This is a genomic window from Lacrimispora xylanisolvens (assembly GCF_002934545.1).
Taxonomy (GTDB): Bacteria; Bacillota; Clostridia; order Lachnospirales; family Lachnospiraceae; genus Lacrimispora; species Lacrimispora xylanisolvens.
Genome location: NZ_PTJA01000009.1, coordinates 32,867 through 47,030, shown reverse-complemented (window position 1 = coordinate 47,030; position 14,164 = coordinate 32,867). Strand labels below are relative to the sequence as shown.

Genomic DNA, 14,164 nt, shown 5'->3' with positions numbered 1-14,164 from the left:
ATGAAAAAGAATACTGGAAAACGGTTAGTATTGTATTTATTTGGGGGACAGAAAGGAAGAATGAGTGCTGTACTGGCTTCCATCCTTCTTAGTACGCTGGCCGCCCTGGCGGCACCGTTTGTACTGGCAAAAGCAATTGACCATATTTTTATGGGTATCCAGGAAGCGGCTGTACATGGAACACGATTCCACGTCAATGTTCAGACAGTGGGCAGTTATGTTGGCTGTTTGATGATTCTTTATCTGATAAATTTTATATTGAAATATGTGGAGCAGTACATTATGTCATCCGTATCTGAGACTGCAGGACTTCAGATGAGAAATGATTTAAGCAGAAAGCTTGGCCGTGTTCCTCTGGGATTTTATGACGCCACCGAAAAGGGAGAAGTGCTAAGCCGGACAACCAATGATATTGAAAAGGTGGTGGAAGTACTCAGGGAGGGAGCCGGGCAGTTAATCACCGCGCTTTTGACCGTCGCAGGTGCAGTGATTATGATGCTTCTGATCAGTCCTCTGCTTACCGTTGTCTCCCTTGCCGTTGCAGGAGCTGCAGCAATTCTGACATCCTGGATTACCACCAGATCCAGAAACAATTTTTCAAAATATCAGGCATCACTTGGGCATATGAACGCCAACATAGAAGAGTCTTTTACAGGTCAGCTGGTCATTAAGGCGTTTGGACATGAGAAAACAGCAATTGGGGATTTTGACCGTATAAACAGCGAGTTGTGTGAAGACAGCCACAGGGCTCAGGTATCCACCTATATTGTGGCACCTGTGGTACGTTTTATCAGCAGCTTTGGATATATTTTCATTGCGGTAATGAGTGGCCTGTATATTATTCAGGGAAAGCTTTCCATTGGTACTGTACAGGCATTTGTCCAGTATTTTGATCGTTCCTCTGAGCCGATTATTGAATGTGCTCATATCATGAATGTGATGCAGTCCGCCGTTGCTTCCTCAGAACGTTTTTTTGAGATCATGGATATGGAAGAAGAAATTCCTGATAAAGCAGGACAGGAAAAAACAGAGAATATTAAGGGTGACATTGATTTTAACCATGTGAGATTCGGCTATCAGGAAGATTCAATTCTGATGCAGGATGTAAACCTTCACTTAAAGGCGGGAGATAAGGTGGCAATTGTGGGTCCTACTGGTGCAGGTAAGACGACTCTGGTCAATCTTCTCATGCGTTTCTATGAGACCAATGGCGGTTCGATCACACTGGACGGAATCAATATAAAGGACTTAAACCGATCAGAATTAAGAAAACAGTTTGGTATGGTGCTTCAGGATACCTGGCTGTTTGGCGGTACAATCAGGGATAACATTGCCTACAGTGTTCTTGATGCTGATAAAGAAGAAATAATTGCGGCTGCCAAAGCGGCCAGAGTGGATCATTTTATCCGGACTATGCCGGAGGGGTATGATACGATTCTGGAAGAAGAGGGAAGTAATTTATCCCAGGGGCAGAGACAGCTTTTAACCATAGCCAGAGTGATTCTGGCCAATCCCCCTCTTCTGATCCTGGATGAAGCCACTTCCAGTGTTGATACCCTGACAGAGCTGGAGATACAAAAAGCCATGGATCATCTGATGAAAGGAAGAACCAGTTTTATTATTGCCCACCGGCTTTCCACAATTCGGGATGCAGACTGCATACTGGTGATGAATCAGGGAACAATTATCGAACAGGGAACTCATGAAGAACTGCTGTTGAAAAAAGGATTTTACCAGCAATTATATAACAGTCAGTTCGCAGATCAGTGCGGTTGATATAATAATCTTCAGAAATGTTAAGATTTATTTAGCTGATTTTTTTTACAAAGTTAGTATAATGAAGTTTGGGATGATTGTTCATCTATTTTAGTTATTAAAGGAAAAGTGGAGCCAAAATGAGAAACTTTGGAAAAATTGTCGGATTCTGGGGGATTCTTCTCCTATTATTAATTCAGTGTTCAATTTTGTTTGTACCGAAACGCAATACAGTGAAAGATGGGATTTTAAACAGGGATAGTCATGCATATGGTATTCTGGCAGAACCTGCAAATTCGCTGGATGTGATTGTTGTGGGCGATAGTGAGGGATATTCCGGAATCTCGCCCATGGTAATGTGGAAAGAACGTGGAATTACATCCTTTGTCTGCAGCCAGTCCGGACAGCGCTCTGCGGAAGCCTATTATATGCTTAAAAATGCGTTAAAACGGCAAAATCCCAAGCTTGTAATTTTGGAAACAGATTTATTTTATCACAACCGGAGCGTTCCAACGGAAATCGATCATGCACTGGAATATATGTCCCAGTATTATCTGCCAGTTTTTAAGTATCATGACAGGTGGAAATCACTCACAGCCCGAGACTTCAGCCCGAAGCAGGACTTTGACCAAAAAGACGTTATGAAAGGGTATTATCATAGTAAGAAAGTGACGCCTTATCAGGGCGGAGAATACATGATTAAATCAGATGGACGGGAGTCAGTAGACCAGACCGTGACATTTTGGACAGACAGAATTGTAAATTTGTGCAGAGAAAAAAACATCAGTTTGCTGTTAGTAGGGGTTACTTCCCCAAAAAACTGGGACTATAGCCGCCATAATACAGTCAATGATTATGCCATAAAAAACAATGTTCCGTTTCTCGATTTAAATCTCTTTACGAAGGACATAAAGATAGACTGGAATAAGGACAGCAGAGACGGAGGTGATCACTTAAATACAAGCGGAGCCGAAAAGTTAAGCAAGTATTTAGGCACTTATCTGGCTGCCCGCTATCCACTCACAGATCATCGAAATGATAAGAACTACAGTGAGTGGAACAGGGAACTGGAACAATACTTAATCAATATATCTGAGAAAGATGCTTCCAGTTAATCCATCCACTTTTCAGGGGCAGCCATACCTGATTGAAATTTATCCAGAAATAAGCCCACATGATACCCATCTGCCACAGCATGATGAACGGTAATGGATAGCGGCATTCGTTTTCTGCCGTCTCTGTCAATAAATTTCCCTGCTTCCAGAACCGGGAAAAAGGAGCTGCTGTTTCCATAAGGAACCGGTGTATAACTTGTAAACTCGATCCAGGGAAGCATTCCTATCATAAAACTGTTCTGAGGAGGCATATCCGGCTTTGCTAAGATCCCATGATTATGGGCAAAACGATTCTGGTCCGTAATATAATTATTATAAAAAGTATGAAAATCGGAATCATACTCCGTCCACATATTAGACATGGTCTTGTCATCCGGATGGAAGCATGCATAAGAGGGGTGTAAGACCTCATAACAGCCAAGCGTTCCGTCTTTGGATGAAATCCGAAACTCCTGCTGCTCTGTTATCAGCTTAGAAGCCAGATACAAATAAGCAGGGAAAAATTTTTTGTTTTGCTCTTTTACCATGTTGTAGGTATTCGTAATGTCTGCCTCAATGGTAATGGAAAATCCGGTAGGCAGCATTTTTGTAAAATAATAAAAATACTGTTTTCTATCCCAACTGTCGAAATCAATGGGAGTAAAGGCAGTGTTTATGTCTGACATTTGTAATCTCCTTTGTTTTACTCTGAATCTGGTTTCCAATACCTGGAACCATCTGGTTCCCGGCATAGATAGCCGCTGTCAATCAGTTCTCTTCGAAGCAGGAAGTAATCTCCAAATGTATGCCATTCCTCACAGATGGAGTTTACTTCTTTTTCTGTATAGCTGCGGTCATTAAGGAATTTCCCCGCCAGATATCGAAGGATTTCCGCCCTTAAGCGATTCTTTTGGGACAGCCTGGTTATCTTTCCGGAATCATCAAGAAAGTTGCTGATATCTGTTTTTTCTTTCATGTTCATTGTTCTCCTTCCATTTTCTTTTCATTCCACATCTCCAGTAATGTGTTTAAATCATCTGAAAACTGTCGTTGTGTCTGCGTCTCTTTTTTTTCAATTTCCTCTACAATTTCAAAGGAAAAGGAATCTGCCCCATATTGCTTCCAGGTTTTTAGCATACATATTTCGGGACAGGAATCGGTTGCCTTTGAAAAAGCAAACCGGTTTTTTGAACCCTGCATATCAAAACTGGTTCGTAACCAGTAGGACCCGTCTTTGCTGCATTGTATGCGGTAGATTCCTCCAGTCATAATTCTGTTTTTATACTGGTCTTTTAATGCTTTTTTTGCTGAACTTTCCATTTTACTCACCTCCTGTTTCTGTCAGACTGCCATAAGCCGTTTTCTCCATCATTGTAGCTCCTGGTCATCAGCTTTTCAATAAACGCTTCGTAGAGTTATAAGCATAAAATGGAAACAGAGACCAATACTAATAAAATAATCGGCCTATGACAGAACAAGGAGATTCTTTAAATGGCAAATATCATTAACTATGCAGAAAGCGAATTATCAGATTTTAACAGGAAACCATTTCACTCTGTAGACAGTCTTATTTTTTCCAAGTTTTCCTATATTGGCCTTTCCTCGTTTGTGCCGGGACTTGTGCCCGGTAAAACCCTCCCCACCATTGGCTCCCTTCTGAAAGCAGAGCATTTTCGAGAGATGTTTAGCCATGTCTGGGATGAGGAAAACAGCTTAAGGCTTTTGTTTGCCATGGCTGCCAGTCCTCGTTACCGGAATCTGACTCTTGGCTTTTACAGGGAAGAACAGGACTGTATTCTGGAAAAACAGTTTAGCGCTGTTACCATTTTTCTGAATGAAAATACGGCTTATATTGCATTCCGGGGTACGGATGCGACTCTGGTTGGGTGGAAAGAAGATTTTAATATGGCATTTAAATACCCGGTTCCGTCTCAGGAGGAGGCTGTCCGCTATGTAGAAGAGGTGGCTGCAAATTTTAAAGGTAAGCTTTTATTAGGCGGCCATTCCAAGGGAGGTAATCTGGCGGTTTATGTCTATGCAAAGCTAAACAGGCAGTTGAAGGATCGGGTTTTAAAGGTTTATTCCCATGATGGTCCGGGTTTTAAGGAAAATGCCTTAGACACCCTTGAACTGGAAAGCAGTCAAAAAATTGTGGAAAAGACCGTACCTCAGTCCTCTGTGATTGGCATGCTGTTAGAGAGCCAGGAACAATTTTCAATTGTAAAAAGTAACAGAACCGGCCTTTTGCAGCACGATCCGTTCTCCTGGGTTGTGGAAGGGGATCATTTTGTTTTTGTAGAACGACTGACTAAAAATGCCAAATACATGGACAAATCTCTGCATAACTGGCTGGAAGCAGTTTCAGATGAAGAGCGGGAACATTTTGTCAATGCTCTGTATTCCGTTCTGGATACGGGAGATACACAGAATATCAAACAGATCGGATCTGAATGGCAGAGAAACATTCCGCTTATGATGGGCCGGGTAAGAAATCTTGATGAGGATTCCCGGTTTTTAATCCATAAGATGCTGAAAACCATGGCTTCCTCTGCATTAAAAAGCATCACGGAAAAGGGGGGGTGATTGACAGTTTTAATGGATTAAAGTAATATGAAAACAGCAGAACAATGGGAAAAACTGGAAGCGGTTTTATAAAAGGGGAATGAAGCATGAGGTTACTGATTGTTGAGGATGAGATACGGATCAGAGAAGGGATTCAGAAGCTTTTAGGTAAAATGAGACAGGATTACGAAATCGTGGGAGAAGCGGAGAACGGAGAAGAAGGGCTTCGGCTGTTAAAAGACTTAAAGCCTGATATTGTAATCACGGATATCAGAATGCCAAAGATGGATGGCCTGGAAATGATGTCCAATGCAGTGAAAGATGGAATCACTTCAAAAGCCATTGTATTAAGTGCCTACTCCGAATTTGAATATGCCCGTCAGGCGATGAAGCTTGGAGTGACAGAATATTTACTGAAACCCATTTCCCTCAATGATTTCGCACAGGCGCTGGAGCACGTGGAACTGCAGGTGGAAAAGGACAGGCAGGAAAAGCCGGCAAAGATCGGAACGCTGGAGCAGATACTTTATGATTTTATGAACGGCCGCATGGAGATGGACGCAGATATCAACACTTATCTGCAGCGCAGTTATCAGATGGAAGAAACTCAGAAGCTGATATTAATTTATGTGTATCTGGGGAGCCGCTATGAAGAAGAACGGGAAAGCGCGGTGAAACAGCTGCGGCATGTTTTCTCCCTGTATCCGGATCTGTCATTTTGTATATTGGACCTGATGTACAGAAAATCCCTGGTTGTGGTTCTGTATCATTATAAGGATGCCCATGACCTGGAGCGGTGGCTGCAGCAGCAGATTTTAAAACAAAGACCCAGGTATATGACCTTTGGCTGGACAGAGGTGGGGGGAGTGGCACAATTAAAAAAGGGACTTGACAGTCTGAATCCCTATATGGACTGGAATCTGTCCTTTGATGAGGAAATACTCATTTCCTACCCGAAGATTACCCATGTTCAAACGGTGCCCTGCATCTACCCAATTGAATTGGAAACAAGAATTAAAGTTGCGATCTGTTCCGATAACTGGGATAAGGCAAAAGCCCTTATGGCTGAATTCCATAACAGTTTTCTTGATGGTAAAATTTATGCCCCCAAGGAGATTAAGGAATGCTATATCCGCTTTTTATGGGCGGTTATGGGGATTGGCAAGGAATTGGGGTGCTTTAATTTTGAGTCATTGAAGCAGCAAAAGCTTCTGGAGATGATTATGGATGCAAAGAGGAGAGAAGAACTGGAGGGAGCAGCGGATTTCCTGTTTGATTATATAAAACCCAGGGAGGAAGAAAAAGAGGTCACCCATCTGACTGTCCGGCGGGTCAGAAGCATGATACAGGAATTTTATCAAAGCGGTATCACGCTGGATGAGATAGCGTCCAAGCTCAATGTCACCCCTGAGTATCTGGGAACCCAGTTCCATAAGGAAATGGGGCTGACCTTCAGTACATATATGAAAAATTTCAGAATCAATAAAGCAAAGGAGCTGCTTTGCGGGACCCATATGAAGCTGTATGAAATAGCAGCAAAGGTAGGCTATTCCGATCCAAAATACTTCAGCAAGGTATTCAAGGAGATGACAGGCCAGCTTCCGGCAGATTACAGGAAGACTTTAAAATAGGGAAAGCGTTTAGGTTTTTCCTCCTTTTCAAGGTTTCCCGTATTTTGAGAAACAGCGATACAGTGTAAGATAATTTCAGTGGAAATAAATAAAAGGAGGACTATTTTCAGTGAAACAAATCAAAAGCTTTTTCCGATATGACAATATCGGGCTGCTGTATGCACTTCCGGCATTTCTTTATATGCTGTTTTTTGTGGGATACCCCATTGTCAGCAATCTTATTTTAAGTCTTCAGAATGTTACGGTCAGGAATCTGGTCCGTGGATCCAGAGACTTTATTGGTTTTGATAATTACATAAAACTGATGCACGATCCTGTATTTCTAAGAGCAATGTTCAACACGCTGCTGTTTACAGTCAGCTGCCTGGTTGTTCAATTTGTCATTGGCTTTGCTCTGGCACTTTTGTTTCAAAAAGATTTTTCCTTTGCCAGACCGGTGAGAGGGCTTCTTATGATACCGTGGATGATTCCCATGACAGTGACTGCTTTGATTTTTAAGTTCATGTTTTCCACTGATGTGGGAATTATTAATTATTTCCTGAAAAGCGCGGGGCTGATTACAGAAAACATTCAGTGGCTTACCAGCCCGTCAACAGCGATGGCCGCAGTGATTACAGCCAATATCTGGATTGGAATTCCATTTAATACAATCCTGATATCAACAGGACTTACCACCATTCCCCTGGAGCTTTACGAGAGCGCAGCCATTGACGGTGCAAATGGAAGACAGAAATTCTTTAAAATCACGATTCCTTTGATGAGAACAACCATTGAATCACTTCTCGTGCTTGGATTTATCTATACCTTTAAGGTGTATGATATGGTCTATGTAATGACTGGGGGAGGACCGGTAAATTCCACTCATTTACTGTCCACCTATTCCTATAAGTTATCCTTTGAGATGTTCCAGTACAGCCTTGGATCTTCCGCTGCCAATGTACTGCTTGTAATTTTGCTTCTGGTAGGCGTAGTCTATTTGAAAATTACGATGAAAGGGGAGATGGAGTGATGGAGAAAGGAAATAAAAAGGGAAAAAAGGAATTCCTGTTATGTCTGGTATCGGTGGTGATCCTGTGTCTGCTTCTGTTTCCTCTTTTCTGGATTTTTATCACCTCATTAAAAACGGAAAAGGAGATCTTTCAGATTCCACCCACCTTTTATCCCCATGTCTTAAATACAAAATCCTATGCCGCCCAGGTTGGAAACGGAGATTTTAATATGTTCCGTTCCTTTGCAAACAGCCTTATTATCTCCGCCGGTGCCATGATAATCGCAGTAATTCTGGCTGTTCCGGCTTCCTATGCCGTAGCCAGATATCGTTTTAAAGGGAGAAACGGAATGCTTTTGTGCTTTCTGGTGACCCAGATGCTTCCGGTTTCCGTCCTCTTAACACCCATGTTTATCATGTTTAAGGGAATGCATATTTACAATACCAGGGTGTCTGCCATTTTATCCGATGCAACCCTTGGCATTCCATTTTCCGTGCTCATTTTAAAAAATTACTTTGCTTCCGTTCCAAGAGATCTGGAAGAAGCGGCTTACATAGACGGCTGCACCCGCTTTCTGGCATTTTTAAGAATTCTGCTTCCGGTCGCCAAGCCTGGAGTGGTGGTCTGTGCCATCTTTTCGTTCCTGTACGGCTGGGGGGATTTAGCCTATGGAATGACATTCATATTGGACCAGAAAAAACGGCCCATTACAGCGGGAATCTTTAATTTTATGGGACAGTACGGTACAAAGTGGAGCTATTTAACAGCCTTTGCCATTGTTACGATTATACCTGTGGCGCTGATTTTTTTGTTTATGCAAAAGTACATTATATCGGGAATGACAAGTGGTGCAGTGAAGGGATAATCTGTTTTTATTGAGAGGGAGCCTTATGAAAAAAGTGAGTCTGAAGAAAAAATTAATCCGTCTTTTCTGGGCGACCTCTACAATCCCCATACTTGTATTAAGTTTTTACTATTTTTACAACATTTCAGTTACTTTAAAAAAGAATACCCAGGAGCTGACCAGTGTAAGCCTGATGCAGATGGATAATAATCTGACCATCAGGCTGAAATCCTATGAGGATCTGTTGTTCCAGATTTATACCAATGATGATGTGGTGGCGTGGGTGGACCGGCTGGATCAGAAACAGAATGCATCGGTGGCAAAAAACCAGCTGCGAAGATATTTAAGGGGACTTCTCAATACAAAAGAGTACATAAAGTCCATAACAATCATTACTCCTAAGGGACTTAGCATTACTTACAACCAGCTGTCTGCGTCTACCTATGAGAATTCGTGGATGAACAGCTTCAGTCTTACCCAGGAGGAACTGTATGGGAAGGTCTCCTCGGATAATCAGACCCATATTTTCCCCACGGAATACGGAACCAGATTTGCAAATGAGGATTACTATCTCCTGCATCTGGCTCACCGGATTATCGATTACAGAAATCTAAATAGAGAAAATGGAATTGTGATTGTCAGTCTTGATAAGGAATTTCTTCAAAGCGTATGCAAGGTTCAGGCCCAGGATCAGGAGAAAAGTTTTAATTTTATCATCGATGAGGCAGGACGTATCATTGCTTACCGCCAACCGGAAAAGATCGGTAAAGTTCTTTATGGGAAGGGGACGTCTTTGGACTCAAAAGTGGAAGCCTGCAAAAAGTTTATCCGGGAAGAGAACCTGTATGAGGAACGCTATACCTCAGTCTGGCTTTACCACGATGATTCCCTGGGCTGGGATCTGGTGAATGTAATGGATCAGGGCAGCTTAATGAAGAACCTAAACAATCAGATTTATCTGATTATAGCCTTAAGTCTCCTTCTTCTTATGGTTACTGTGCTCCTGACACTGGGGGTACTGGACCGTCTGGTGGACTCCGTAAAGATGGTGGTGGCCTCCATGCAGAAAGCACGGGAGGGAGATTTAAAGGTACGGGTGGAAACAGACAAAAAAATGCCTGTGGAAATCGAAACCATAGCGGTTCAGTTTAATGACATGCTGGAGAAGCTGGAAACTGCACTGAAAAAAGAAAAGAAGGCAGGGCAGATGCAGCGCCAGGCGGAGCTTAAGGCAATGGAAGCGCAGATTAATCCACATTTTCTCTATAACACACTGGACACCATCAACTGGATGGCAATCGATCAGGATGAATTCGATATCAGCAATGCCATTAACTCCCTCGCTACCATACTCCGCTACGCCATTGCGGACAGCAGCGGGGAGGTTTTTGTGCGGGATGAGATTGACTGGCTGAAAAAGTACATTTATTTACAGCAGTTCCGGTTGAAAAATAATTTTACCTGCAGCATCAATGTAGATCCTGATGTGATGGATCTGCGGATTCACAAACTGTTGCTTCAGCCATTTGTGGAAAACTCCATTCTTCATGGCTTTGAAGGAACAAAAAACAATCACGTTCTGGAAGTAAGTATGTGCAGGGAGGGGAAAGAATTACGGATTCTGATTCGTGACAATGGAAAAGGTATGGAGCGTCATAAACTGGAACTAATCAGAAGGGGGATCTTTGGGGAATCAGATGCAGCATCTCATATTGGTATGGAAAATGCCATTACCAGACTCCAGATGTATTACGGAGATGATGTGAAGATTGAGATTAACAGCATCGAAGGCTCAGGGACTGAAGTTGTTTTACGAATTCCTACTTAAGAAAATTTACCCTTTCTAAGATTTGTTGAGTTTTTTCCCTGTTTCATTGACGTTATAATAAAGTCGTTGAAACAAAAAAATAAAAGGAGGAAAAACATGAAAAAGTTAATGACAGCCTTACTTTTTGCAACGTTGCTTGGGGGAGCGGTGACTGGGTGCAGTTCCGGAAGCGGAGCGGTGTCAGCGACGGAAAGTAAAACGGAAACAGCAAAAAGCAGTGAGAAAGCGGCTACAACCGCAAGTGAAAAAGCTTCGGAGACAGAAAAGAGCGAAGCCGCAGGTGATGTGACAATCTGGTACTACTGGGAGACAGAAGGCCATCAGAAAGCACTGAATCATATCATTGAAGAATTTAACGGATCACAAAAGGAAGTTAAGGTACAGGCAAAGTATGTACCATTTGCCGATTTTAAGAAGCAGCTTTCCATCGGTGCATCTGCGGATGAACTTCCTGATCTGGTAATTCTCGATAATCCGGATCATGCTTCATATGCAGCCATGGGAATCTTTGCAGATTTAACCGGAAGATTTGATGTAAGCACCTATTATCCCGGTCCTGTCAATTCCTGTACGTTAGACGGCAAATTGTATGGAGTACCATTCGGAAGCAACTGTCTGCTCCTTTTCTATAATGAGGATATGTTAAAGGCAGCAGGATGCAAGGTTCCCACCACATGGGATGAACTGCTTACCACGGCAAAAGCATGTACAACCGGTCAGGTTTCCGGATTTGCACACTGCAGCCTGCAAAACGAGGAGGGAACCTTTAACTTCCTTCCCTGGGTATGGTCAACCGGTGCAACATCCTACGAAATAAACTCAGAAGGCGGAATCAAAGCACTGACCATGGTGAAAAATCTGGTTGATTCCGGTGCCATGACAAAGGAAGCAATTAACTGGACACAGGGTGATACCATGAATCAGTTTATCTCCGGAAACTTAGCCATGATGATTAACGGAACCTGGCAGGTCCCTACCATGCGGCAGGAAGCTCCTGATCTGAAATGGAACGTTGCTCCCATTCCAATGGATAAAAAACAGGCTTCTGGTCTGGGTGGAGAAAACTATGCAGTAATTAAGGGTGGCAATGAGGAAGGTGCTGTTCAGTTCCTTAAATATGCTACCAGCGAAGAGACCTGCCTCTATATGATGAATGCAATGGGATATATTTCTTCTGATTCCGTTATTGCTAAAAAGCAGTTTAAGGGAGATCCGGTATATGACGCTTTTGTTGAAGAAATGCAGTATGCAAATGCAAGAGGTCCGTTACCGGAGTGGCCGGATATCTCGGATGCCATATCGCTGGCATTTAATGAGGTAATGACAGATACAAGTACGCCAGAGGAAGCTGCAGCAAAAGCCCAGGCTGTGATTGATGGTATTATTAAAAAATAAAAATACATATAATAAAAAGAAGTGGCGCCGGCTGACAATGCCGACGTCACTTTCCAGGGTAAATCAGGAGGTGCAGTATGAATCAGGTAGAAATTCAGGACAATTTTTTCAGCAGATACAAAGAATTAATCAGAACAGAGATGATTCCGTATCAATGGAGTGTTTTAAATGATGAAATTGAAATCAACATTGAGCGGGAGCGCAACGACGATTCCATTCCCAATGAAAAGAGCCATGTGATTGAGAATTTCCGGATTGCGGCCGGAAGAAAAAAAGGAAATCATTATGGCTGGGTATTTCAGGACAGCGATCTTTATAAATGGCTGGAGGCGGCTGCTTATACCTTACGGGAGAAGATGGATGAAAAGTTAAAGTGTCTGGCTGATGATGTTGTGGACTTAATCAGTGATGCACAGGAAGAAGATGGATATCTGGATACATATTTTACCATTGAGGAACCTGATCAGAAATACAAACGACTGTGGGAGAGCCATGAGTTATATTGTGCCGGACATTTTATGGAGGCAGCTGTGGCTTATTATGAAGCAGCGGGAAATAAAAAGGTTTTGGAAACCGCATGTAAACTGGCTGACCATATTGATTCTGTGTTTGGAGATGAAGAAGGAAAGATTCATGGCTATGACGGTCATGAAGAGGTTGAGATTGGTCTGATGCGGTTATACCGGCTGACACAAAATGTAAGATATTTAAAACTGGCTCAGTACTTTTTACTGGTGCGGGGAACAGAATGTGAAGCCATGAATTCCAAACATCTTCCTCTGACCTATTATCAGGCTCACCTTCCTGTGCTTAAGCAGGATACCGCTGAGGGACACGCAGTAAGACTGGTCTATCTTTGCACTGCAATGGCGGATGCCGCAGGGGAGACAGGAGATGAAAAGCTACTTTTGGCGAGCAGACGGTTATGGAGGAGCATTGTAACCCGGCGTATGTATATTACCGGAGGAATCGGTTCCACTGTTTCCGGGGAAGCATTTACTCTGGATTACGATTTACCCAATGATACCATGTACTGTGAGACCTGCGCGTCAGTAGGCCTGGTGTTCTTTGCATACCGGATGCTGATGTCAGAAGAAAAGGGTGAATACGGAGATGTAATGGAACGCGCACTTTATAATACAGTGCTGGGCGGAGTGGCTCTTGATGGGAAACATTTCTTTTACGTGAATCCTCTGGAGGTAGTTCCTGGTAAATCATCAAAGGATCCTGGAAAGAGTCATGTTAAATGCGTTCGCCCTCAGTGGCTTGGCTGTGCGTGCTGTCCACCTAATCTTGCAAGGCTGTTAGCTTCTGTGGAGCAGTATGTGTTTGTACAAAAGAAAGATAAGCTTTTAGTCAATCTCTTTGTGGAATGTAAGGGAAGCTTTGAGATGGAAGATGGTGTTTTGAATATAGAATTGAAGACCGGATATCCATGGGAGGGCTGTGTGGAAATAAAATTAAATTACAGTGGAACCGCCAGTGTCTGTCTGGGAATCCGGGTACCGTCATGGTCCGATACCTTTGATGTTGAGCTCAATCAGGAACGTGCAGTTTTTAAGGAAAAACACGGATTTATCTATGTGAATCAGGTTTTTTCTGAAGATACAATACGGCTGAAACTGGATATGCAGGCAAAGCGCTGGTATGCCAATCCCCTTGTGGAAAACGATCTGGGGAAATTTGCGGTCTCCAGAGGTCCCATTGTGTATTGTCTGGAAGGAGCGGATAACGGAACGAATCTGCACCTTTTGTCATTGGAAAAACAGGAAGAGTTTGAGTACAAATTTGACGAAGCCAAGCTTGGAGGCGTGGGAGTACTTACTGCCTGGGGCTGGAAGACAGAACCAGACAGTGGGGCACAATGGCTTTACAGAAAGAATACTGCCGCAGTTAAGAAAACAAAGACGAAAATCAAATGGATTCCTTATTACAGCTGGGCCAACAGAGGTGAAAATGAAATGCGCGTGTGGGTCAGAGAAGAGAATCCGTGTTAATATGAAATAGCCCGATAAAACCGGTAAATTTACCAGTTTTATCAGGGCTTATTTTATTGACAAAAAAAC

12 protein-coding genes are annotated in these 14,164 nt (G+C 42.8%); 9 read left to right on the top strand and 3 right to left on the bottom strand.

The window, feature by feature from the left end; genetic code table 11:
- Both BXY41_RS16610 and BXY41_RS16605 read left to right on the top strand, forming a co-directional pair.
- Positions 1-1,776: an ABC transporter ATP-binding protein gene (locus BXY41_RS16610; RefSeq protein ID WP_104437988.1), complete on the top strand. Its 1,776-nt coding sequence runs from the start codon at positions 1-3 to the stop codon at positions 1,774-1,776.
- A 119-nt stretch (positions 1,777-1,895) separates the two neighbouring features.
- Complete coding sequence (locus BXY41_RS16605) at positions 1,896-2,870, top strand: SGNH/GDSL hydrolase family protein (protein WP_104437987.1); 975 nt, start codon at positions 1,896-1,898, stop codon at positions 2,868-2,870.
- Here BXY41_RS16605 and BXY41_RS16600 read toward each other — a convergent pair.
- From BXY41_RS16600 to BXY41_RS16590, 3 genes are read right to left on the bottom strand one after another with little or no spacing between them, the layout of a single operon-like run.
- Positions 2,867-3,535, bottom strand: a complete 669-nt coding sequence (locus tag BXY41_RS16600) for a chloramphenicol acetyltransferase (RefSeq protein ID WP_104437986.1) — start codon at positions 3,533-3,535, stop codon at positions 2,867-2,869. The genes BXY41_RS16605 and BXY41_RS16600 overlap by 4 nt on opposite strands.
- Positions 3,536-3,552: 17 nt before the next feature.
- Entirely contained in the window at positions 3,553-3,825 is a 273-nt protein-coding gene (locus BXY41_RS16595) for a DUF2087 domain-containing protein (protein ID WP_104437985.1), read from the bottom strand.
- Positions 3,826-3,827: 2 nt separating this feature from the next.
- Entirely contained in the window at positions 3,828-4,169 is a 342-nt protein-coding gene (locus tag BXY41_RS16590) for a GIY-YIG nuclease family protein (RefSeq protein WP_104437984.1), read from the bottom strand.
- 171 nt (positions 4,170-4,340) lie between these two features.
- Here BXY41_RS16590 and BXY41_RS16585 point away from each other — a divergent pair, with 171 nt between their 5' ends.
- The 7 genes from BXY41_RS16585 (at position 4,341) to BXY41_RS16555 (ending at position 14,095) form a co-directional block, all read left to right on the top strand.
- The gene (locus BXY41_RS16585; RefSeq protein ID WP_104437983.1) at positions 4,341-5,432 is read left to right on the top strand and encodes a DUF2974 domain-containing protein; all 1,092 of its coding nucleotides are present in this window, start codon (positions 4,341-4,343) and stop codon (positions 5,430-5,432) included.
- An 86-nt stretch (positions 5,433-5,518) separates the two neighbouring features.
- Positions 5,519-7,042: a response regulator transcription factor gene (locus BXY41_RS16580; RefSeq protein ID WP_104437982.1), complete on the top strand. Its 1,524-nt coding sequence runs from the start codon at positions 5,519-5,521 to the stop codon at positions 7,040-7,042.
- 109 nt (positions 7,043-7,151) lie between these two features.
- Positions 7,152-8,051 (top strand): carbohydrate ABC transporter permease, encoded by a 900-nt coding sequence (locus tag BXY41_RS16575; protein ID WP_242980226.1) that lies wholly within the window; start codon positions 7,152-7,154, stop codon positions 8,049-8,051.
- Entirely contained in the window at positions 8,051-8,896 is an 846-nt protein-coding gene (locus BXY41_RS16570) for a carbohydrate ABC transporter permease (RefSeq protein ID WP_104437981.1), read from the top strand. Before BXY41_RS16575 ends, BXY41_RS16570 begins: the two co-directional genes overlap by 1 nt.
- A gap of 25 nt (positions 8,897-8,921) precedes the next feature.
- Positions 8,922-10,703, top strand: coding sequence for a cache domain-containing sensor histidine kinase (locus BXY41_RS16565; protein ID WP_104437980.1), 1,782 nt, complete (start codon positions 8,922-8,924; stop codon positions 10,701-10,703).
- Between the two features lie 96 nt (positions 10,704-10,799).
- On the top strand, positions 10,800-12,098 hold the full coding sequence (locus BXY41_RS16560) for a sugar ABC transporter substrate-binding protein (protein WP_104437979.1): 1,299 nt from the start codon (positions 10,800-10,802) through the stop codon (positions 12,096-12,098).
- A gap of 77 nt (positions 12,099-12,175) precedes the next feature.
- The gene (locus tag BXY41_RS16555; protein WP_104437978.1) at positions 12,176-14,095 is read left to right on the top strand and encodes a glycoside hydrolase family 127 protein; all 1,920 of its coding nucleotides are present in this window, start codon (positions 12,176-12,178) and stop codon (positions 14,093-14,095) included.
- Positions 14,096-14,164 lie beyond the last annotated feature (69 nt).

Excerpts from the sequence above, each read along its gene's own strand:
- BXY41_RS16560 (WP_104437979.1), top strand. The coding sequence starts at position 10,800 with ATGAAAAAGTTAATGACAGCCTTACTTTTTGCAACGTTGCTTGGGGGA.
- BXY41_RS16595 (WP_104437985.1), bottom strand. The coding sequence starts at position 3,825 with ATGAAAGAAAAAACAGATATCAGCAACTTTCTTGATGATTCCGGAAAG.
- BXY41_RS16570 (WP_104437981.1), top strand. The coding sequence starts at position 8,051 with ATGGAGAAAGGAAATAAAAAGGGAAAAAAGGAATTCCTGTTATGTCTG.
- BXY41_RS16610 (WP_104437988.1), top strand. The coding sequence starts at position 1 with ATGAAAAAGAATACTGGAAAACGGTTAGTATTGTATTTATTTGGGGGA.
- BXY41_RS16600 (WP_104437986.1), bottom strand. The coding sequence starts at position 3,535 with ATGTCAGACATAAACACTGCCTTTACTCCCATTGATTTCGACAGTTGG.
- BXY41_RS16585 (WP_104437983.1), top strand. The coding sequence starts at position 4,341 with ATGGCAAATATCATTAACTATGCAGAAAGCGAATTATCAGATTTTAAC.
- BXY41_RS16590 (WP_104437984.1), bottom strand. The coding sequence starts at position 4,169 with ATGGAAAGTTCAGCAAAAAAAGCATTAAAAGACCAGTATAAAAACAGA.
- BXY41_RS16605 (WP_104437987.1), top strand. The coding sequence starts at position 1,896 with ATGAGAAACTTTGGAAAAATTGTCGGATTCTGGGGGATTCTTCTCCTA.
- BXY41_RS16580 (WP_104437982.1), top strand. The coding sequence starts at position 5,519 with ATGAGGTTACTGATTGTTGAGGATGAGATACGGATCAGAGAAGGGATT.
- BXY41_RS16555 (WP_104437978.1), top strand. The coding sequence starts at position 12,176 with ATGAATCAGGTAGAAATTCAGGACAATTTTTTCAGCAGATACAAAGAA.
- BXY41_RS16565 (WP_104437980.1), top strand. The coding sequence starts at position 8,922 with ATGAAAAAAGTGAGTCTGAAGAAAAAATTAATCCGTCTTTTCTGGGCG.